Here is a 20,529-nt window from a genome sequence, read left to right as displayed (position 1 = left end):
GGAGAGAAGATATGAAAGAAAAAGAGCGTTTAATTATAGAATCGGCTATGAAGTTATTTGCTACTAAGGGTGTAAATGCGACATCAGTGCAGGAAATTGTGACAGCTAGTGGTATATCTAAGGGAGCTTTTTACTTATATTTTAAATCGAAAGATGAGCTTTTATTAGCGACACTTCGATATTATTATGACAAAATCCAAAAGAAAATGCTGGATATTGAACAAGAGTCTTTATTACCACGTGAAAAATTTGCAAAACAATTACATTGTCAGTTTAATGATATACAAAAGCATAAAGAATTTATTATTATGCATGCGAGAGAAAATGCGATTCCGTTTAATAAAGAAGTAGAAGAATTTATGATGCGGATGAAGTTAGAGTCTCATGCATTTTATCGGAATAGTTTATTGTCCATTTATGGTGAAAAGGTTATGCCATATTTATTGGATTTAGTAATTATGGTAGAAGGCATATGCCGTGGGTATTTAGAATTAATTATTTTACAAGCACCAGAAATTGATTTATCGTATGTAGCTGCTTTTATTTTAAAAAGAGTAGATAATTTAGTAGATGGCTTAGTAGAATCTTCGGAAGAACCTATTTTACATGAAGAAAAGCTTGGAGAATTCCTTTGTAAATCAGAGCTTATTAAGGAACAAGTTAAAGAACATTTTTTAAAAGAGATTATTGTATTTAAGCGCACTTTAGCTGATCAATTAGAGGATGATGAGCTGTTGGTTACATTAGATGTTTTAGAGGCGGAAATACGATTGCTTAATCCAAGAATTCCGGTAATTAGAGGTATGTTAGCAAATTTAGAGGCGTATCCGGAATTAAAAGAATTTCGATTACGCCTTATAGGATACTACAATATAAAAAATTCTTAATAAAAATAAGTAAAAAACTCCTTGTCTACACAAGGAGTTTTTTCTTAAAGACTACTTACTATTTTGAGACCATTCTTCAACATCCCAAACTTTTGTGATCCAATCTTCATAGAAGTCCGGTTCGTGACATACAAGGAGAATTGTTCCTTTATATGCTTTCATAGCCTTCTTAAGTTCCGCTTTTGCTGTAACATCAAGATGGTTTGTCGGCTCATCAAATAATAGCCAGTTACTTTCCTCACCCATTAGCTTACATAAACGAACTTTTGCTTGTTCTCCACCACTTAATTGACTTAATGGGCGAGAAATATGTTCATTTTTTAATCCGCATTTTGCTAACATCGCACGAATTTGATGCTGGTCTAGGCCAGGGAATGTATTCCATACATCATCAATTGGTGTTATATTATCAGCTTTAACTTCTTGTTCAAAGTATGCAGGCTCTAAGAAGTCACCAAGACTTGTTTTACCGCTTAAAGGTTTAATTTTACCTAAGATTGTTTTTAGCAACGTTGATTTACCAACACCGTTACATCCAACAATAGCAATTTTTTCACCACGTTCAATCGTCATTGATAGCTTTGGTAGTAGCGGATGTGTATATCCGATTTCTACATTTTCACCTTCAAAGACGAAGCGACTACTTGCACGACTTTCTTTAAATGAGAATTCCGGTTTAATTGCTGTTTCCGGACGATCAATAAGCTCCATGCGATCAAGTTGTTTTTGACGACTCTTTGCACGACCTGTCGTTGAATAACGAGCTTTGTTCTTTGCAATGAAGTCTTCTTGCTTTTTGATAAACTCGCGCTGTTTTTCATAAGCGTTTATATGTTGATTTTTATTGATTTCTGCTAGTTCTAGGAATTTTTCATATGTCGCTGTATAGCGTGTCATTTTTGTGAATTCTAGATGGAAAATAACATCAACACATTTGTTCATAAATTCCGTATCATGAGAAATTAATAAGAATGCATGTGGATATTCTTTCAAATAATTTGTTAACCAATGAATATGTTCAACGTCTAAATAGTTAGTAGGTTCATCAAGCAATAACACTTCTGGCTGTTCAAGTAATAGCTTTGCAAGCAATACCTTTGTACGTTGTCCACCACTTAATGCTGAAACATCACGATCTAAACCAATTGCATCAATTCCAAGACCACGTGCAGCCTCTTCAATTTTCATATCTAGTAAGTAGAAACCACCTGCTTCAAGTGCATCTTGTATTTCTGCCATTTGCTCAAGAAGTTCTTCTAGTTCTTCTGGTGTAGCAGTTCCCATTTTTTCTGTAACTTCATTTAAAGCTTTTTCCTTTTCGAATAACGGTAAAAATGCATCCGCTAGTACGTCACGGATTGTACGCCCAGGTGTTAAAACAGTATGCTGATCTAAGTAGCCGTAATGTGTGCCCGGTGTCCATTCTACGCGACCTTGGTCATGAATAAGCTGACCAGTAATGATATTCATGAATGTTGATTTACCAACACCGTTTGCACCAACTAATCCAACGTGCTCACCTGCTAATAATCGCATAGATACATCTTTAAATAATGTACGATCGCCAAATGTATGTCCTAATTTTTCAACTGTTAATAAGCTCATAGTATCCTCCGTCCAACTTGAAATAGTACCTTGAATCATGATACTAAATTCTTTCATATAATGCTATCATTTCAAAATGTATATTTTTTCAAAAGAAGTGTTTGTAAATGTTAGTATATAAAAAAGTTACTTCTCCTACAGAAGTAACTTTTTGGTTATGCCTTTTGTTTAACTTCACTAACTTTCTTTTCAGCTACAATAAAATGCGGTCTACGTTTTGTTTCATAATAAATACGACCGATATATTCACCAATAACACCTAGGAATATGAGTTGAATACCGCCAATAAATAGTATAGCGGAAATGAGAGTAAAGTAACCAGGAACTTCCACACCACCGAGGATGATTTGAACGAACGTAGTGATTACGTATAAAAGTCCTAAAATGGTTGTTAGTAATCCAAGATATATAGATAGACGTAACGGTTTATTATTGAATGAAATTACACCATCAATTCCATAATTTAATAATTTCGAGAAGGTCCATTTACTCTCTCCATCAGAACGTAATACATTTTCATATTCAATGATTAATTCGTTATAACCGATCCAAGAAAATAAGCCCTTTGAAAATCGGTTGTATTCACTTAAAGATAATAAAGAATCTACTGCTCTTCGACTTAAAAGTCTAAAGTCACCAATACCGTCTACTAATTCAATATCTACAAATTTATTCATCACTTTATAGTAAAGACGAGAGACGAAAGAGCGAACGGGTGAATCACCAGTTCTTGTTCTTTTTGCAATGACTTGGTCGTAGCCGTCGTTATATCCTTCTAACAGTTCTTTTATTAACGTAGGAGGGTGTTGTAAGTCAGCATCCATAATAACAATTGCATCGCCTGTAGCATATTTTAAACCAGCTAACATTGCAGCTTCTTTTCCGAAGTTTCGACTAAATGATATGTAGTGTACCGATGAATCTGCACTAGCTAAATCACGTAAAATATTTAAAGTATCATCTTTACTACCATCATTAACAAAAACAAATTCATAATCGGTAGTTAATTTATGAATTTCAAGGGAAGTCTCTGAATAAAAGGCTCGAAGCACCTTTTCTTCATTGTAGCATGGTACAACTATTGAAAGGGTCATGTTTGACACTCCTTGTTTGTAGTGGATTAAAATAATATTTAGATATTATTTTAGGAAGCTATCTAAATAGATAGCTTCATGATTCATTAAGTGCTCATTATTGCTTTTTAAAAGAAAATTTTCGTCGTGCTTTTGGATTTTTGAAAATTAGTAAAGCTATACAGATAATTAGTGAGATGATTGATATAGTCATACCTAATTTGAAGTAAGGTGTAACGTAAGTCATTTCGATTACATGTGAACCTTTTGTAATTGGAACACCGATAAAGGCAGAATTCGCTTTCGTAAATTCTGTTTCTTTCCCATCAATTTTTATAGTCCAGCCTTTACTATATGGGACAGATAGATATAAGAGCCCGTCTTTATTTGATTTGATATCCCCTTTTAAATAATTGTTCTTATAATAAATATTTTCAAGCCTATTTTCAGTTAGTTTTTTTGTTTCTTTTTGTATACTTTCATAGTTTACAATATTTGCTTGCAAGTCACCTAATTCATACTCACCTGCCATATCAATAGAGATAGTTAGGTTTTCTGGACGCTCATTGCCCAAATTGTAAACAAACCTTTCTAACGGATAAGAGTATGCACCAGCATCGTCCCCTTTTCCTATCGTTTTTCCATTAACAGTTGCATTGAATGTGCCTGCATTTTTTAATTTTAATTCTATCAGCAGATCACCAGGTGTATCAGGATAATTGATAGGTACAATCATATTTCCAAAGCCATGAACAATTAGTTTATTTTCTTGTTTTTTCATGTTTTCGAATTTTGCTTTTTCCGTTTTAATAGATACTGCCTTTGATTTAAGGTCTTGTTTATTAAAATGGTTTAATGAAAATTCTTTTGTATTATTAACGACAACAGCATGTAATAATAATTGATCACGCTGAGCGAAGTTTAATTTAGAAAATTCTTCTTCACTTATAGCCGAATCATATACATATCCTAACGGTAAAGCATAGTCATTTTTGTAAATATTATATGGTCCTACTTGCTGTAATAGTTTATATCCATAAGGTACATTCTTTGAATCTGTATCAGCACTTAATACGCGATATTTTATACCTAGCATATTTTCGAGTAGTAGTCGACTATCAGCTTGATAAAACATTGAAGGTGTATCGTACATTTGGAATACGCCATATTTATTTTTCATAAAGTCATGGACATAATAATTAACCAAGCTTTGATACGTACTTACGCCATGATATCCTTGTAGCATTGGTGTGTTATATTCGCTATATGGATTAAGAATACGATAAAAGTCTTTATCATTTTCTTGTATGTAGCGAATTGCAGCAATTTCTTCTTGATTATCATAGCCTGGTTCGTGTAACTTTTCAGTTGAAATCTGGCTCTGTCCGTAAACTGTGCTAAGTATATTATTCGCATACATATAATTCATAGAAATTGTGCTAACGAGTACGTTCAATACAACTAAAAATTGTATGAAAGGTTTAGAAATATAACGCCATAAACATACTGTAATAACAGAAAGAACGACAGTTCCGAGTAAAATGTTATCAACGTCTTGTAAAGGTTTATCAGTTACATTTATATTTGCCTTTCTATAAAATGCATAAATGAATAATCCAATAGACACTAATAAACTTATTAAATAAGGTAATTTGTAGTCTTTCTTATGAATAATCATCCAATCTAGAATGTATGCAATTGTTTGGGCAATTACAAATACAAATAAATAAAACCATCTAGATTGCATTGCTGAAAAACCATTAAACATAGAATATGTATATGGAAGCATAAACAGAATGAACATGAATAACGTAAAGAATACTTTATTCTTAACGAGTTTATCACGTATAAACATTCCAAATACGATTAAGAATAAAATTAAAGCTGGTAAAGCTAATTGATGATTTTCAGCATTATACATGAAGAAAATATTTTCCATTAAATCTTTATAAAATTTATCTTCAAATAATAATGGTATCTCAAACTTTTTTGATAGTCGATCAGCGCTAAATACGGCATTAACTGATGGGAGGAAGCAAACGGCGGCTAAACCGAGTGATAATCCGTACAATAAACCGATTCTAATATAATAAGTTAGAAAAGAGACAATCGTTTTATTTTGTTGTGTCGCAAAGTATTGGAATAATGCATAAATAAATATGAAAATACTTGTGATAAAAGCAAAATAAAAGTTTGATGCTAACATTAAAGTAGCAGCGATTAGGAAAAGGCCGTGCTTCTTTTCAATAATATATTTATCAAGTCCCCATATTACTAATGGTAAAAATACAATGGCATCAGCCATGAAATCCCATAGTAAAGAGTGGCGGATGAAAGTAATACAGCCACCATATATAATAGCAGCAACAAAAGATGAGAATGCTGTTTTATTATGGTAACGTAAAGAACCATACATGAATACCATAGCTAAAAAGTTTTTTAAAATACTCATGTATAATTTCACGTCATACACTTGCTCAAGACTTAGTTTAGGTAGTAACAGTGTAATCCAGAAAAACGGTGATGTGCTGTAATAATAACTAAACTCTCCAAATAAATCTCCACCTAATCCATAATCAAAAGACCAAAAAAGGTTGCCATCTTTAAAGGCATGTTGTAGAAGAAACGTAAAAAAGCCAAATTGACGTAACGCATCCCCTGTACCAGAAAAGGCTTGATTAGATGTTAAAAAGAAATAATGAAAAGCAAAAGCGCACAATAATAATATTGGTATAATTATCATTGTTTTCTTGGAAAAGAATTTATTATTCGGCTTTATGCTCATAAAAATTGATAATCCTCCTTTGAAAGTCGTTACATGTAGCAACTAGTTTTTAGGTAGCATATAAAAACACACCAATTTTTAAAGGTGTGTTCTTTAGTTTTAACATGAGAAAATATATATTTTTGTTGAAGCATATATATTTTTACAAGCGTTGAATTTCATAGTTTATATATAATTTAGTATAAGGCATTTTCAGAAAGTAAGTCAATTTGAGCTGGAATATATAGCATTTTTTTACTGAAGAAAAATGATGGTATATAAAAAAAGCAAAAAGCTTTTCCATTTTTAAATAGGAAAAGCTTTTTGCTTTTAAGCATGTTTGCGAATGAGCTTTTGTTTTATAAACCCTAAAACAAATCCACGTATTTGAGGATCAATTCCAATTCCAATTATACCGTATAGTATACCAGTAAGAGTTAAAGCAATTAGTGGCGGTAAGTTGATTAATGCAATTCGGTATATACCGTAACTAATAATAAAGGCTAAGGAATTAAATATAATTCCTTTAACTAATAATTGCATGCCTTTACGAATAAAGAGGGTAAATCCGATTAATAGTGTAATTTCGGTAAGGATAGCTGCGGCAGCTGCCCCCATCATTCCATATTTACTACCTAATACAATATAACCTATGATGGCAACAACTAATCCAATAGTCATTGTTGTTGCACGTTTCCATTGCTGGCCAATCGTTGTTAAATTATCGGCTAGTGGATAGTTAATTGATTGTAAAATAACCATAAACGCTAGAATAGCAAGAGCGTCACCGGCGGGAGCGTATTCTTCTCCTAATAAACTAACAATCCAGAAACTTGGATCCGCAATAAAGGGGATAGAAATTCCCATTCCTAAAAAAGACATAAGTTTTAATTCAAAACTTGATAATTTTCTATGTTCTTCAATATTTTTCTCATTACCAAAAGCAAAAAGCCTTGGATAAAAGGCCGCTGCAATTACCCCAGGTATTTGATATAGTACAGCAGGTATTTTAGATGCAGCACCAAAGAATCCAACTTGATTATACGTTGAAACCTTTTCTAATATAATAGGGCCCAATTGTGGTAAGAGCATAATGATGATGCCATTGATTGTAAAAATAAGTAGTTGATCTAAAATGCCTTTATCCCAACCCTTATGGACCTTCGTATAACGTATTGTCATTATAAAGGCGATAACACCTGTTACAAGACTAGATACCCCGTACATGGCAGCAACCATCATAAGTGACCATTGGAAAGACATCCCTAGTAATAGGGCAGCAGCAGCAGTTACACCTTGTAGTACAGAAATAATAGCTGTAAATTGCATGCGTTCTGTTACTTGGAAGTAAGCCATTCCAACACCTTGTAAGGTTGCTCCGAACATTGTTGGTAGAACAACCCAATATACCATCGCGCGTAAGTAAGCATCGGGATAGAAGAACTGGGCAAAAATAGCGAAAAGTACAGAAATTACGATAGCTAATATTAAACGAATACGTAAGTAACTACTTATTAGCACGCTAATATTAGCATCGCTTCTCGTTCCTTCACGCATAAACGTATGTGTTAAACCTGCATCTGTAAAGTAACAAATAACAGCTGAAACTGCTAACGCAGTTGTAAACATACCGTAATCACTTGGAGAAACATACCTTGCAAAGAAAATTGTTGCAATAGCCAGTACAAAACGGACAGTAATGTTTCCTACAAACAGGTAGGATGCGTTTTTTAGAATTTTATTTGTTTTCATGAGAAAAGACCTTTCTATTCTTTAGGACCCGGTTAGCTTGTCCTATTTGTAAATTTGATTTGTTCACAGAAAGAGAGAGTATCGTTATATTTTCAGTTTAAGAAAACAGAAATTTAATTCGTACAAACCAAAGCATTGCATATAGTTTTTTACTACGTTTTCCATTCTTTGAATAGATTTTACGGCAATATTTCTTTATATCTTTTTTGATTAATTGAACTTGTGATTTATCTAATTGAGAGTTTTCTTTAATATATATACAAGCGTTATTGATGACTGTATAAGGGAATAAATAAGTCTCAAGAATTTCAATAAGTAACTGAGAATCTTTTGTAATGAAATCTTGAGATTTATTATGTACCCATTCCTTCATACGATTGAATACTTCCAGCTCTTTTGTCGTTTTTAATTCATAATCTTTATACTTAGAAGAAAGATTTCCTTCTGATAAGATTCTATAATAAGTTAAGTATTCATGGACATAACATACATTTGTCACACTCATAAGTTTAAATAAAAACTCTAAATCTTCGCCCCAACTACATTCTGGTGTAAAACGAATGTTATGATCCATTACGATGGATCGTTTGAAAATCCAAGTACTTGTTTGAGCAACAACTTGATGCGTTAGGAATGCTTTTGCCATATCACCTTTAATAAAGTTTGTTGTATGTTCAACCTTCTCGCCTGTTTCTTCGTAGAAATTCATATAACCACAATAGCAAGCGTCCATGTTGTTTTTATGCATACTTTCGACTTGCTTCTCAATTTTAGTTGGATGCCATAAGTCATCGCTATCAAGAAAAGCGACATATTCTCCGCTAGCATTTTCAATACCCGTATTACGAGCTACTGAAACACCTTGGTTTTTTTGATGAACGTATTTTACTTGCCCTGGATATTTTTCAGCAAGATTTTTCACAATAGAAGGTGATTGATCTTTACTTCCATCATCTACAATTACAATTTCGATATTTTTATATGTTTGATCTAGTATTGACTGCATCGTTTCTTCAATATATTTTTCCGTGTTATACAGGGGTATGACAACAGAAACAAGTTGCTTTTGTTCCATCATAGAATTTTTATCTCCTCAAGTTTTTTATGTCTTGCATCATATATACAAGCCTTTTGAAAGGAAGAAGATTACAAGAACATCTGTATAAGTTTAACGCATATAAACTTTGTAAATCAACTTTCTATTAAAAAGGTGGCGGGAAGTTAGATTCTTATGGTTAATTCTCGTATTTCAAACAGCTTTATCATGTCTATTGCATATAACTTCTTATTCATGTCATTTTAACTTATTAGTTAAGTAGGATGTATCTATCGTAACGATTGTGAAGGCGAATAAATTATTATTAATAATAAAAAACCTCTTAATTTTTGCAATAAATTAAGAGGTTTTTTATATTAGCTATGAAATATTAGGTTAGTCTTTGTCTGGCTCAGTTGCATTTAATTTTTGCTTTAGTAACGCATAATCTTGTGTTAATGTTACAAGTTGATGATGTTGTTTAGAAATTTTTCTTGTTAGGTCAAAAATTAAGATGAAACAGAATAATAGTCCAAATAAGAATAAAATGGAAGGGGGATATTCTACTTTTAATAGTTTTCCAATCCAGTTTATAATTTTATCGGTAGAACTTAAAATAGCCATTGCAATACAAACGAAAATCCATAAAACAGCATATTTCGTTTCTAAAGTTCCACGGCGAATGGAATTAATAATTAATAATAATAATAATAAAATAAAGATGAATGAAAAGGTAATTATAGGCATTTATTATCAACCTTTCACGATTTTTTGCATCAATATAGCAAGACTTACTTTAATCATGTAATATGCAGATTTAAAAGGTGTGATAGAAGATTGTCCACCTTGTCGCTCTTGCATATTTACAGATATTTCATTAATACGAAGTTTTTTCTTTTTTAAATGAATAAGAACTTCTGGTTCTGGATAATCTTTTGGATAGTTGTGTGCAAAAATTTTAATTACTTCTCGATTGATAGCACGATATCCAGAAGTTGGATCCATAAATGTTTGTTTTGTTAGTACTTTCAATAGGGCAGTAAAATAAAAAATACCGATCCTTCTGGAAATACTACCTTTATATGCTGTTTTTTCTGTAAAACGTGACCCTAGCACCATATCGCATTCATCTTCAGCGATTGGCTTTATAATTTTATATAAATCATCTGGATTATGTTGTCCATCAGCATCGAACTGAATCGCAATATCATATCCGTTCTCATATGCGTATTTATATCCAGTTTGTACAGCTGAGCCAATACCTAGGTTATATGGTAAATTCACAAGGTGAACAGGAAAATCTTGTACGATTTGAGCTGTTTTATCGTGTGATCCATCATTAATAACACAAATGCTTAATCCTGTAAAATGCTGTTTTAGTTTTAATAATCTTGTTAATGTATCTGCAATTGCTTCTTCCTCGTTATACGCTGGAATAATAATTAACGTTTTTGGTATTGAAATTGGTACTTCAATAGTCATTACCGCACCATCCCTTATATACTTAATCATATTATGGTTATTTTTAAACGAACTTTATTTAATATACCATTAACAGTATAACAAAATAAAGGAAAAGCTGGTGCATGATTTAGGAGAACAGATTGAGAATAAAATGGTAAGAGGTGATATTTTGTATAAAAAAATACATGCAAGGAAGAAAAAATCTGTGCATGTATATGGAAGAGTATTGTATTAAATATTCCAAGGTTTATTTAAAGTTAAAACCTCAGCCATTTCTTTGCTTTTTAAACGTCCTTTTTTTCTATTTTCCGCACGTTCTGAACCGGTTGTGTATAACCAATGTTCTTCCTCAGTTTCAGGTAGTACTTGTGGTACGGACGAAGGTTTTCCATCTTTTATTGCTACAAATGTAATGAAGCAAGTAGCAGCAATTCTACGCTCGCCTGCTAATAAATTTTCTGCGATTACTTTTACGAAAACTTCCATTGAAGATTTCCCTGTATAACATACGAATGCTTCATAACAAACAGAATCAGCTTGGTGAATTGGAGTTAAAAAATCAACTGAATCAATAGATGCTGTTACGCAATGTTTACGACTATGTCTTGCAGCCGCAATTGAAGCAATACTATCAATTTCTGCTAATAATTTCCCCCCAAAAAGTGTTTGGTGATTATTTAAATCGTTAGGAAAAACACGTGTTGTCTTAATTGCTTTAGATTCTCGCATGAATTTCTTTTCCATATATTCAGCCCCTATAGTCTGTTTTCAATCAGAATAATATGTGTAAGCTTAGTACTCATATTAGATATTTAATGAAGTAAAGTGTAGTCCAAAAGAGTATTATTTAAACTTCTGTATTTGTATTCATGTAACTGAAAGAAAATTTATTTTATCTAAAATGTAGTGTAAAAGAGGATTCGCTTACATTGCAAGTAAAAAGTAATGACTATGTATTTGTCATAGAAATTCTCTATCAGCCGTGTACCCATTCATGATAGAATCGTTTTGTTATGAATGGAAATAGAGGTGCAATGGACATATGAATCATATACAAACAAATTTTTCATCTTTCTTCAATAAAATTACGATCGGTGCGATGTTCGCATTTTTTGTTTATAGTTGTTGGGCAGCATTTGAGACAAGTAAGCAATTCTTTGGAGGAAGTACAACAAGTGTAACAATCATATTGGCAATTTTCGTCATACTTATTTTGTTAGTGGCATCAATTCTACAATATCGTTTTACAGATAAACAATTTCTTATTTTTCTTATAAGTATATCTATAGTTGTGAGGCTTAGTATGCTGTTATTTGTAGATGCTCCAATAATTGGTGATATGAAAGTGATGTATGAGTCTGCAAAGCAGATTGCAATTGGTAATAATATAGAGACTGTAACTCATTTGCCTTTTATTATATATGAGTCAGTAATTATTCGTATATTTGGTGATACATTATTCGCTTTACAACTATTTAATGTGTTATTTTGCGCAGGAACCGCATTTTTTATTTATCGTATTGCAGCAATGGTTTTTGGAGAAGAATGCGGTCGTATTGCTTCTATCTTTTATGCTCTGTATATTCCAAATATATTCATGAGTTCCGTATTAACTCCTGAGTCACTTGCAATATTTTTATTTTATTTTGCTTGTTACATACTTTTATATAAAGGATTAGATCATCCTTATATGTGGGTGTTTTCAGCGATTTTATTTGCATTTAGTAATATGATTTTCCCAATGGGATTATTTCTTCCTATTTTTATCACGTTATATGTATTATTAATCGAAGTATTTCAATCAGCAACGAAACAAAAGGTGTTACTAAAGATGATGGGGATACTTATTCTATTTTATAGTGCCCATTTTGGTGTGAATTATGGAATTAAGACAATGGGAATGTCACAATATACGATTGCGAATGAGACGTATGTTCAATCTGTTTTAATTGGAAAAACGCAACATGAAGAAAAAATATCGAAAAATCAAAGTGTAACAGAGCATATTGATCAAAAGTTAAAAGAGATTGAGGGAGAAAGATTTAAACTTTTAGAACCGATGATAAATCAGTTTTCAGATGAGGGGATAAATTCTATTCTTTTCAAATATGAAAAACTGATATATATAGCCGTAACATTGTTTATGACTATAGCTCTATTACACTTCCTTATTAAGAAACAACAAAATGAGGGATATATGTTGTTCTTATTTTTAATTAGTGGATACGTATTGTTAAAGCTCTTCCAAGTAGATATGGCATATTACAATGTAATTATGCCAGCATTGTTTATTTTGCAGAGCTTTGGTGTTTATATGAGTTATGTGTATTGTCAAAAAAAATTTTTCAGAAAATAAAAAGAATCCATTCTGGATTCTTTTTTTGATGGAAGATGAAATTTAGTAGTTAGTACAGATGAAAAGTATGCTTGACTACTAAATTTCATCTTATCGATTTAGTTCTAGTTGCAAATTATCGGCTGTTAGAGCCATTTGTGAGGAATCATCTTGAATTCCTTTCATTACTTGTGAAATAGCTTGTAGTTCGTGTTCAATTTTCTTATTCTGTTCTTTTGAGTTAGACATATCTTTTACGATTTCTTGGAAGTATCGATCTGTTGCCGACATACTATCTGTTCCTTCCGATACGAGAGAGCTAATTTGTTTCACAGAAGACGAGACACGAGTAATTTGTTCATTTGTTTTTTCGACGAGCTTTGTAACGTTAAATATAGATTCTTTCGTTTGCTCTGATAATTTTCGGATTTCGCCAGCAACAACAGAAAACCCTTTCCCAAATTCTCCAGCACGTGCCGACTCAATAGCAGCATTTAGTGCGAGTAAATTTGTTTGCTCCGCAATCGATTTAACAATATCTATGATTTCATTAATTTTGTTAGAAATATTGAGAAGTTCATGAGTATCTGTAATAATCGTTTCCATATTCATTTGAATAGATCCCATTCGTTTGTTTTGCTGGTTTAATTGTTCTTTCCCTTTATTCGCTTTTTCTTCAGATGTTGTAGCTAATGATGTACCTGTTTTAGCAATCTCTACAATAGTTTCAGATTTGGCGGTTAGTTTTTGAATAGAAGAGCTTGTTTTTTCAGATACAGCAGCTAGTTCTGTTGCGATATGCGTAATTGTCATAGCAGTTAATTCTTTTTCTTTCTCATGCTCTTTTTGCATTCTTTCATATTCAGATTCATAAGCTGCAAGAACAAGTTCTTGTTCAAGAGTGAATAATTTATTTATAACATTTATAGAATATGAAAAATCATCGATTGTCGTTATTTTTGTTTGCAAAATCTTCATGATAGAGCGGAATAATTCTTGATAAGCAGCAGTATACCATTTTCGATGTAAACCAATTTGTACATGCCTTTTGGCAATCCTAACACGCTGTTCAATAAAATCTTCATGCATATTACCGCTGAATAATTTTTTAATATGTGTTTTTAAAGTTTGTTTTAGTTTTGGAATAGAGCTGTAACGCTCAATAATAGTAATTAAATTAGGTTGTTTTGTAATGTTGGCATAGAATTTTTCAGTAATCCAATCAATTTCTGCATAAATAAAAGGCTGTAGTACTTTTACAACTTGTAAATCTTCTTTTGAAATATGTAGCATATCCATTTGAATTTTTAATTCAGAATTAGTAGGTACATTAAAAGTTATTTGTTGGTTCTTACTTAATTCGATTATACTGGCATTTGTTTTATTAATATTTTTTTTGAAAACCCCAAGCATCATTCTTCCCCCTGTATATAAAACGTTTTCAATTTTAAAACTAATATAGAGTAATTATATATGCTTATATATAATTACTCTATATTAGTTCGTTGAATAGTATATAAATTAAGAGAATTCTATCTAGAATTCTCTTAATGGCCTTTATTAATTTTAGCATGTGTTTTAAAGAAAACAGGGAAATGCACATTATATATTACAGTGACGACACGAATAACGAATGTTACTAATAAACAAACATAGAAAGCTAATACGTGCGCCCCCATAGCGTGTGTGATTAGGAAGCTAATTGCTCCTAAGATAGAAGCGATTGCGTAAATCTCTTTTCGGAATACGTAAGGGATATCTTGAGCACAAATGTCACGCAAAATACCGCCTCCAATACCTGTAATGACTCCCATTGAAACAACTAGAAATGAGGCGTCAACATGATGTGACATTGCCGCATTTGCACCAATAGCTGTAAAAACGCCTAAGCCAACAGCATCAGAAAGCATAATAACGACTTGAAGTTTATTGATACGCTCAAAAAACATACAAGTAAATAATGCTGATAATACACTTACGAAAAAGTAAATGGGTTTTACAAATGCGACAGGGGGCAGGTTACCAATCATGATATCACGAATAATACCGCCGCCGAGCGCAGTGGCTACAGCTAAACAAAGGACACCAAATAAATCTAAATCTTTTTTTAAACCAACTAATGTACCAGAAATGGCAGCGGCGATAATGCCAAGAAACGTAAATATATCGATTAATAACATGGCCTTAATCCCTTCCTCTTAAAGATGTTCCAGAGAAAAAATATACACTAAAGTATTGGAAATAACAATTACTTTTCGCTACATGTAGAAAAACGGATAAAATTCATAAAGAAAGCGTTTGAAAATGTTTGGAAAATAACCATAAAGTAATCTGAAAAAGATATGAAAAGATTAATTTTACATTTTTTGATGTTGTTCATTTGGTAAAATATTACAATTAGAGGTGGGATGTTTATATTTGTATAAAATGATAAAAAAATATGTATATACTGACAAAAATAAGGGGATGGTTGTTAGATAGATTTTGTAAAAATAGGGGAGTATAGCTAAAGGACGATGATTTCTATTACTTATTAATACTTGTCCTGGCTAGTTTTAGCTGGAAAAATAGTTCTCGATTTGAATATGAGTTATGTTATAATTGCTAGGTGTGTTTGAATGATAAAAAATTATGATTAAAAGATAATGTTAAGATTTTGTATGGAGGTCTTGGAATGTTAGCAAATCAAGCTAGGGTTAGATTTGAGCATTTTTTGCTCTTTTTTATTATTTTACAGCCTGTTTTAGATTTATTAACGTCTCTTAGCATCACTTTATTAAAGTCAAATGCTACCGTTGGAATTTTAGTAAGATTCCTTATTATGGCTGTTGGTGGTATTTACATTTTAATTCAGGCAAAAGAGAAGGAAAATAGAAAGTTTTTAATTTATCTTATATTATTAGCCGGAGTTTTAGGGATAGGGTTTATTAATAACAAACTAGTTAAAAATCCTATTGTACTTGGTGAAGAGGTTAAATTTGTTGCGAAAGCATTATATATATATATCATGCTGGGATCATACATTTTAGCTTTAAAATCATTGAAAAAGACAGTTAATATTAGTGATAAGGTTCGAAATAGTATTGTATATTCTACATTAATCATTAACGCAATTATGGTTATTTCTATTTCAACATTTACTGACTTTGGTAGTTATGAATGGATGAAGGTTGGTTCTCGAGGTTGGTTCTATGCAGGGAATGAACTAGGTTCAATCTTAGCTATTATTTTCCCTATTGTGGTACTATATTCTATTCAAAAAACAAAGAGCTGGAAACACATTTTATATTGGATTCCATCACTTTTAATGATTTATTCGCTAATTCAAGTCGGTACAAAAGTTGGAATGGGCTCAATTGGTGCTACGTTAGGGGCAGCAATCGGAATCATTGTACTACAATTATTATTTGATAGAAAAAATCCGAACAAAAAATCCCTTGCGCTTAATGCAGTAATTGCTATGGTCCTATTAGCTGGTGTAGTTGGGACGTTTAAACAAACACCATTAGCACAAAATATGGGTATTCACAATAATTATTTATCAGAGCAAAATGTGGCACAGCAAGGTCAAAAAGAAAAAGAAATTAAAGAGAAGCTGAAAAAAGAGCAAGAACTTAAAGCAAAAGAAGAAAATCATCATAAAGTTGAAAAGCCAGAAGAAAAGGCGAAGATAGAAGAGGAAGTTAAGAAAGAGCTTGAGAAAGAGCAAAAGAAAGAAAATCAAGAAAATCTTATTTTCAGTGGACGTCAAGTATATGAAGAAAGACATAAGCAGTTCTTTAAAGAAGCGCCAATGTCACAAAAGTTATTAGGAATGGGTTATGCAGGTAACTTTAAATACAATGAACAAAAGCAGCCAGATCCAAAACTAATTGAAATGGACTTCCATGATTGGTTTTATGATTTCGGGATTATTGGCTTTGTATTACTAATGATTCCATTTATTTATTACGGGCTAAGAATTTTACTAGCATTTGCTACGAGATTTAAGGACATATTCAATATAAAATATGGAATGATTTCAGCAAGCTTATTGTTAGCGTTAGGTATTGCTTATATTGCAGGACATATTTTAACAGCACCAGGAGTTGGGATTTACTTTGTAGTGGTGTTAGCTTATCTAATAGTAGACCTAGAAATTGAATGATAAAAATAAAAGCTAACTTTTGTTAGCTTTTATTTTTTAGTACAGTAAAATAAAAATAGATGGAAACGTAGCGAGGATTTAAAGGAGGAAAAAATATGAGAATATTGCATATGAATGCAGGAGCAGAAGATGGGGGAGGGAAAACACATATTATTTCACTTCTCGATCAGTTTCCAACTGGTGAAGTAGAATTAGCAGTATTTGAAGATGGAATTGTTGCGAAGGAAGCAAGGGAGTTAGGGATAAAAGTCCATGTGTTTTCACAAAAATCGCGCTATGATTTATCCATTTTAAAGAATATAAGTGAATTTATTAATAAAGAAAAATTTGATGTAGTTCATACACATGGCCCTAGGGCTAATTTCTATGTTTCTTTAATGAAAAAGAGAATAAAGGCAAAATGGGTAACGACTATTCATAGTGATCCATTTCAAGACTTTACTAAACAGGGCTTAAAAGGTTGGATTTTTACGAAATTAAATTTGAAAGCCTTAAAAAATATAGACTTATTTTTCGTTGTAACAAATAGATTGAAAAAAAGCCTGGCAGCATTAGGTATTTCAAATGAAAAGATGCATGTTATTTATAATGGAATTGAATACGATAAGGAAAAAGCAGAAGGCTATAATAAAAAAGAAATGTTCAATATTGATGAAGATGTATTTACGGCAATCCAAGTAGCACGATTACATCCTGTCAAAGGACATGAAGTTTTATTCGATGCGTTACAACAAACAAAATTAGAGAAAATTAAAGTATTATTAGTTGGCGATGGCCCATTAGAAGAAAATCTAAAGTCATTAGCTACTGAAAAAGGGATTAACGATAAAGTAGAGTTTTTAGGACATCGTCAAGATGTAAAACAATTATTTGCGTCGTCACATGTAAATTTATTAACTTCCCATAGTGAAGGGTTCCCACTAGTTTTATTAGAAGCGGCAAATCAACGCGTACCATCAATTGTGACTAGGGCTGGAGAAATTGAACCATTAATCGTAGATGAAACTTACGGATGGATTGTGCCAACAGGTGATGGAAAGGCATTAGCATTAGCTTTAGAAGAAGCGTATGATAAGTGGAAAACTGGAGAGTTAGCAGCAATGGGTAAACATATTTATGAGCATGCTACTATGAACTTCTCACTTCAAAAACTATATGAAGATACAAGGGAAACATATAAGCAATTAATAGCGAAAAACTTGTAATGATAGAGAGGATAGTTAACTATGGCAGTACAAACAGTTGATATTCTAGGCGTTCCTTTTTCTACAATGACAATGGATGAAACGGTCCAATATTTAAAAGAACAACTAGAAGCGGAGCGAATTCATACGTTTCAGGTAGTAACAGCAAACCCTGAAATTGTTATGTGCGCAAAAAAGGATGAAAAGTTCTATCAAACATTATTGAATACAGATTTAATTACACCTGATGGTATTGGGGTTGTAAAGGCAAGCGGGATGCTTGGTACACCTTTAAAAGAACGTGTAGCAGGTTTTGATTTAATGTGTAATTTACTTGCGAAGTTATCAGAAGATAGTAAGCCGGTATCTGTTTTCTTATTAGGTGCAAAGCCGCATGTTGTACAAGCGGCAGCAGATCATTTAACAAAGACATATTCAGCTGTATCCATCGCCGGTATACAAGATGGTTATTTTAAACAAGAAGACGAAGAGAATATTATTTCTCGCATTCAAGAAGCAAAACCAGATTTATTACTTGTTGCACTTGGTTTCCCGAGACAAGAGAACTTTATCCAAAACAATAAGCATCGTTTAGAAACGAAAATGGCTGTTGGAGTGGGTGGAAGTTTAGACGTATGGGCTGGAGAGGTAAAACGTGCACCAAAATGGATTCAAGCGATTCATTTAGAGTGGTTTTATAGATTATGCAGTAATCCAACACGCTGGCGTCGTCAGTTAGTATTAGCGGAATTTTTAAAAGAAGTAATGCGTTCGAAAAAGTAGCGAAATATCGCTGCTTTTTTTATTTGTTCATTTTTAATAAATTGAAACTTTAATCAGTGAGGCATCCCAACTGATTATTAGCTCTCACCAATCGGGATAGACGTTTTACTTTTTGGGAATGATGAAGGAGAATTTTTTACACAAAAGTATTTTACTTATACAATTCACACATGTAAAATTATGTGTAAAGACACCTGTGTGAGGAGGACTTCTAGTGGGCAAGGTAAAAGAAATTTCGAAGCGCAAACTACTTGGTATAGCTGGGCTTGGATGGCTATTTGATGCAATGGATGTTGGAATGCTTTCATTTGTAATGGTAGCCTTGCAAAAGGATTGGGGATTAAGTACGCAAGAAATGGGCTGGATAGGCAGTATTAACTCAATCGGTATGGCAGTAGGAGCGCTTATTTTTGGGATACTATCAGATAAAATAGGGCGAAAATCAGTCTTTATTATTACATTATTATTATTTTCTATCGGTAGTGGTTTAACTGCATTAACAACAACACTTGCGATGTTTCTCGTTTTACGCTTTTTAATTGGTATGGGGCTTGGCGGAGAGCTTCCGGTTGCCTCTACACTAGTATCAGAGAGTGTTGAAGCGCATGAGCGTGGGAAAATTGTTGTTTTATTAGAAAGTTTTTGGGCAGGTGGATGGCTAATTGCAGCTCTTATCTCGTATTTTGTTATTCCTAAATATGGTTGGGAAGTTGCGATGGTATTGAGTGCAGTTCCAGCATTATATGCTTTATATTTAAGATGGAATTTACCGGATTCCCCAAGGTTCCAAAAAGTTGAAAAAAGGCCATCTGTTATTGAAAATATAAAATCAGTTTGGTCTGGGGAATATCGTAAAGCAACAATTATGCTATGGATTCTATGGTTTTGTGTTGTTTTTTCCTATTATGGAATGTTCCTTTGGTTACCGAGTGTAATGGTGCTAAAAGGATTTAGTTTAATAAAAAGTTTCCAATACGTACTTATTATGACATTAGCTCAACTTCCAGGATATTTCACAGCTGCTTGGTTTATTGAACGTCTCGGTCGTAAATTTGTTTTGGTTACGTATTTAATCGGGACAGCTTGCAGTGCTTATTTGTTTGGGGTTGCGGATTCATTAACAGTATTAATCGTGGCAGGTATGTTACTATCCTTCTTTAACTTAGGTGCTTGGGGAGCATTATACGCCTATACACCTGAGCAGTATCCAACGGTTATTCGTGGTACAGGTGCAGGAATGGCAGCAGCATTTGGTCGTATTGGTGGTATTCTTGGGCCACTATTAGTGGGATATTTAGTTGCCTCAGAAGCTTCACTATCATTAATATTTACGATTTTCTGTGGATCAATTTTAATTGGTGTATTCGCTGTAATAATACTTGGACAGGAAACGAAGCAACGAGAATTAGTATAAAGTGAAAATTTAAACGTATCCTGGATCGTTTATCATCCTACACTACTCGGCTCTTTATAGGCAGTTAGTACGGGATAAAGGGGGA

The 20,529-nt window shown here is 32.6% G+C and carries 16 protein-coding genes and 1 pseudogene; 6 read left to right on the top strand and 11 right to left on the bottom strand.

All coding sequences use genetic code 11. The features are described from left to right. The first annotated feature begins 11 nt into the window (after positions 1–11). On the top strand, positions 12–887 hold the full coding sequence (locus MR168_RS08570) for a TetR/AcrR family transcriptional regulator (RefSeq protein ID WP_000659648.1): 876 nt from the start codon (positions 12–14) through the stop codon (positions 885–887). Positions 888–938: 51 nt separating this feature from the next. Here the strand turns inward: MR168_RS08570 and MR168_RS08565 are convergent, their stop codons facing one another. The 8 genes from MR168_RS08565 to MR168_RS08530 form a co-directional block, all read right to left on the bottom strand. Next, positions 939–2,492, bottom strand: a complete 1,554-nt coding sequence (locus tag MR168_RS08565; RefSeq protein ID WP_000055410.1) for an ABC-F family ATP-binding cassette domain-containing protein — start codon at positions 2,490–2,492, stop codon at positions 939–941. Positions 2,493–2,647: 155 nt separating this feature from the next. Beyond that, on the bottom strand, positions 2,648–3,586 hold the full coding sequence (locus tag MR168_RS08560) for a glycosyltransferase family 2 protein (protein WP_000175825.1): 939 nt from the start codon (positions 3,584–3,586) through the stop codon (positions 2,648–2,650). Positions 3,587–3,683: 97 nt separating this feature from the next. Continuing rightward, positions 3,684–6,350 (bottom strand): YfhO family protein, encoded by a 2,667-nt coding sequence (locus tag MR168_RS08555; RefSeq protein ID WP_016123909.1) that lies wholly within the window; start codon positions 6,348–6,350, stop codon positions 3,684–3,686. Between the two features lie 309 nt (positions 6,351–6,659). Then, positions 6,660–8,081 (bottom strand): oligosaccharide flippase family protein, encoded by a 1,422-nt coding sequence (locus tag MR168_RS08550; protein ID WP_000856131.1) that lies wholly within the window; start codon positions 8,079–8,081, stop codon positions 6,660–6,662. Positions 8,082–8,178: 97 nt separating this feature from the next. Next, positions 8,179–9,159 carry a glycosyltransferase family 2 protein gene (locus MR168_RS08545; RefSeq protein ID WP_000970530.1) on the bottom strand — a complete coding sequence of 327 codons (981 nt, stop codon included), beginning with the start codon at positions 9,157–9,159 and terminating at the stop codon, positions 8,179–8,181. Between the two features lie 354 nt (positions 9,160–9,513). Further along, on the bottom strand, positions 9,514–9,864 hold the full coding sequence (locus MR168_RS08540) for a DUF2304 domain-containing protein (protein ID WP_001121774.1): 351 nt from the start codon (positions 9,862–9,864) through the stop codon (positions 9,514–9,516). Positions 9,865–9,870: 6 nt separating this feature from the next. After that, on the bottom strand, positions 9,871–10,599 hold the full coding sequence (locus MR168_RS08535) for a glycosyltransferase family 2 protein (RefSeq protein ID WP_000151539.1): 729 nt from the start codon (positions 10,597–10,599) through the stop codon (positions 9,871–9,873). Positions 10,600–10,812: 213 nt separating this feature from the next. Continuing rightward, a complete protein-coding gene (locus tag MR168_RS08530; protein ID WP_000412123.1) occupies positions 10,813–11,325 on the bottom strand; it encodes an acyl-CoA thioesterase in 513 nt (170 codons plus the stop codon). A gap of 298 nt (positions 11,326–11,623) precedes the next feature. Between MR168_RS08530 and MR168_RS08525 the strand changes: the two genes are divergently transcribed. Further along, a complete protein-coding gene (locus MR168_RS08525; protein ID WP_086411428.1) occupies positions 11,624–12,937 on the top strand; it encodes an ArnT family glycosyltransferase in 1,314 nt (437 codons plus the stop codon). Between the two features lie 90 nt (positions 12,938–13,027). On the opposite strand, the gene MR168_RS33895 is transcribed toward MR168_RS08525, so the two are convergent. The 3 genes and pseudogenes from MR168_RS33895 to MR168_RS08515 all read right to left on the bottom strand — a co-directional run bounded on the left by MR168_RS33895 (position 13,028) and on the right by MR168_RS08515 (position 15,096). Next, positions 13,028–13,729: a methyl-accepting chemotaxis protein gene (locus tag MR168_RS33895; protein WP_370658441.1), complete on the bottom strand. Its 702-nt coding sequence runs from the start codon at positions 13,727–13,729 to the stop codon at positions 13,028–13,030. A gap of 54 nt (positions 13,730–13,783) precedes the next feature. Next, positions 13,784–14,329: pseudogene (locus MR168_RS33890) on the bottom strand (protoglobin family protein); the annotation flags it as partial. A gap of 134 nt (positions 14,330–14,463) precedes the next feature. Beyond that, positions 14,464–15,096 (bottom strand): trimeric intracellular cation channel family protein, encoded by a 633-nt coding sequence (locus MR168_RS08515; protein ID WP_000924371.1) that lies wholly within the window; start codon positions 15,094–15,096, stop codon positions 14,464–14,466. Between the two features lie 494 nt (positions 15,097–15,590). Between MR168_RS08515 and MR168_RS08510 the strand changes: the two genes are divergently transcribed. From MR168_RS08510 to MR168_RS08495, 4 genes are all read left to right on the top strand, one after another. Continuing rightward, entirely contained in the window at positions 15,591–17,063 is a 1,473-nt protein-coding gene (locus MR168_RS08510; protein ID WP_086411427.1) for an O-antigen ligase family protein, read from the top strand. Between the two features lie 95 nt (positions 17,064–17,158). Beyond that, a complete protein-coding gene (locus MR168_RS08505) occupies positions 17,159–18,268 on the top strand; it encodes a glycosyltransferase family 4 protein (protein WP_086411426.1) in 1,110 nt (369 codons plus the stop codon). Positions 18,269–18,289: 21 nt separating this feature from the next. After that, positions 18,290–19,030 carry a WecB/TagA/CpsF family glycosyltransferase gene (locus tag MR168_RS08500; RefSeq protein WP_000290745.1) on the top strand — a complete coding sequence of 247 codons (741 nt, stop codon included), beginning with the start codon at positions 18,290–18,292 and terminating at the stop codon, positions 19,028–19,030. A gap of 214 nt (positions 19,031–19,244) precedes the next feature. Then, entirely contained in the window at positions 19,245–20,444 is a 1,200-nt protein-coding gene (locus MR168_RS08495; protein ID WP_000521077.1) for an MFS transporter, read from the top strand. Positions 20,445–20,529 lie beyond the last annotated feature (85 nt).

The sequence above is a fragment of the Bacillus cereus group sp. BfR-BA-01356 genome (genome assembly GCF_022663635.1).
In the GTDB taxonomy this organism is placed as follows: domain Bacteria; phylum Bacillota; class Bacilli; order Bacillales; family Bacillaceae_G; genus Bacillus_A; species Bacillus_A cereus.
This window is presented reverse-complemented; position numbering and strand designations above follow the sequence as displayed.

Excerpts from the sequence above, each read along its gene's own strand:
- MR168_RS08555 (WP_016123909.1), bottom strand. The coding sequence starts at position 6,350 with ATGAGCATAAAGCCGAATAATAAATTCTTTTCCAAGAAAACAATGATA.
- MR168_RS08530 (WP_000412123.1), bottom strand. The coding sequence starts at position 11,325 with ATGGAAAAGAAATTCATGCGAGAATCTAAAGCAATTAAGACAACACGT.
- MR168_RS08570 (WP_000659648.1), top strand. The coding sequence starts at position 12 with ATGAAAGAAAAAGAGCGTTTAATTATAGAATCGGCTATGAAGTTATTT.
- MR168_RS08525 (WP_086411428.1), top strand. The coding sequence starts at position 11,624 with ATGAATCATATACAAACAAATTTTTCATCTTTCTTCAATAAAATTACG.
- MR168_RS08540 (WP_001121774.1), bottom strand. The coding sequence starts at position 9,864 with ATGCCTATAATTACCTTTTCATTCATCTTTATTTTATTATTATTATTA.
- MR168_RS08535 (WP_000151539.1), bottom strand. The coding sequence starts at position 10,599 with ATGACTATTGAAGTACCAATTTCAATACCAAAAACGTTAATTATTATT.
- MR168_RS08515 (WP_000924371.1), bottom strand. The coding sequence starts at position 15,096 with ATGTTATTAATCGATATATTTACGTTTCTTGGCATTATCGCCGCTGCC.
- MR168_RS08505 (WP_086411426.1), top strand. The coding sequence starts at position 17,159 with ATGAGAATATTGCATATGAATGCAGGAGCAGAAGATGGGGGAGGGAAA.
- MR168_RS08510 (WP_086411427.1), top strand. The coding sequence starts at position 15,591 with ATGTTAGCAAATCAAGCTAGGGTTAGATTTGAGCATTTTTTGCTCTTT.
- MR168_RS33895 (WP_370658441.1), bottom strand. The coding sequence starts at position 13,729 with ATGACAATTACGCATATCGCAACAGAACTAGCTGCTGTATCTGAAAAA.
- MR168_RS08545 (WP_000970530.1), bottom strand. The coding sequence starts at position 9,159 with ATGATGGAACAAAAGCAACTTGTTTCTGTTGTCATACCCCTGTATAAC.
- MR168_RS08565 (WP_000055410.1), bottom strand. The coding sequence starts at position 2,492 with ATGAGCTTATTAACAGTTGAAAAATTAGGACATACATTTGGCGATCGT.
- MR168_RS08500 (WP_000290745.1), top strand. The coding sequence starts at position 18,290 with ATGGCAGTACAAACAGTTGATATTCTAGGCGTTCCTTTTTCTACAATG.
- MR168_RS08560 (WP_000175825.1), bottom strand. The coding sequence starts at position 3,586 with ATGACCCTTTCAATAGTTGTACCATGCTACAATGAAGAAAAGGTGCTT.
- MR168_RS08550 (WP_000856131.1), bottom strand. The coding sequence starts at position 8,081 with ATGAAAACAAATAAAATTCTAAAAAACGCATCCTACCTGTTTGTAGGA.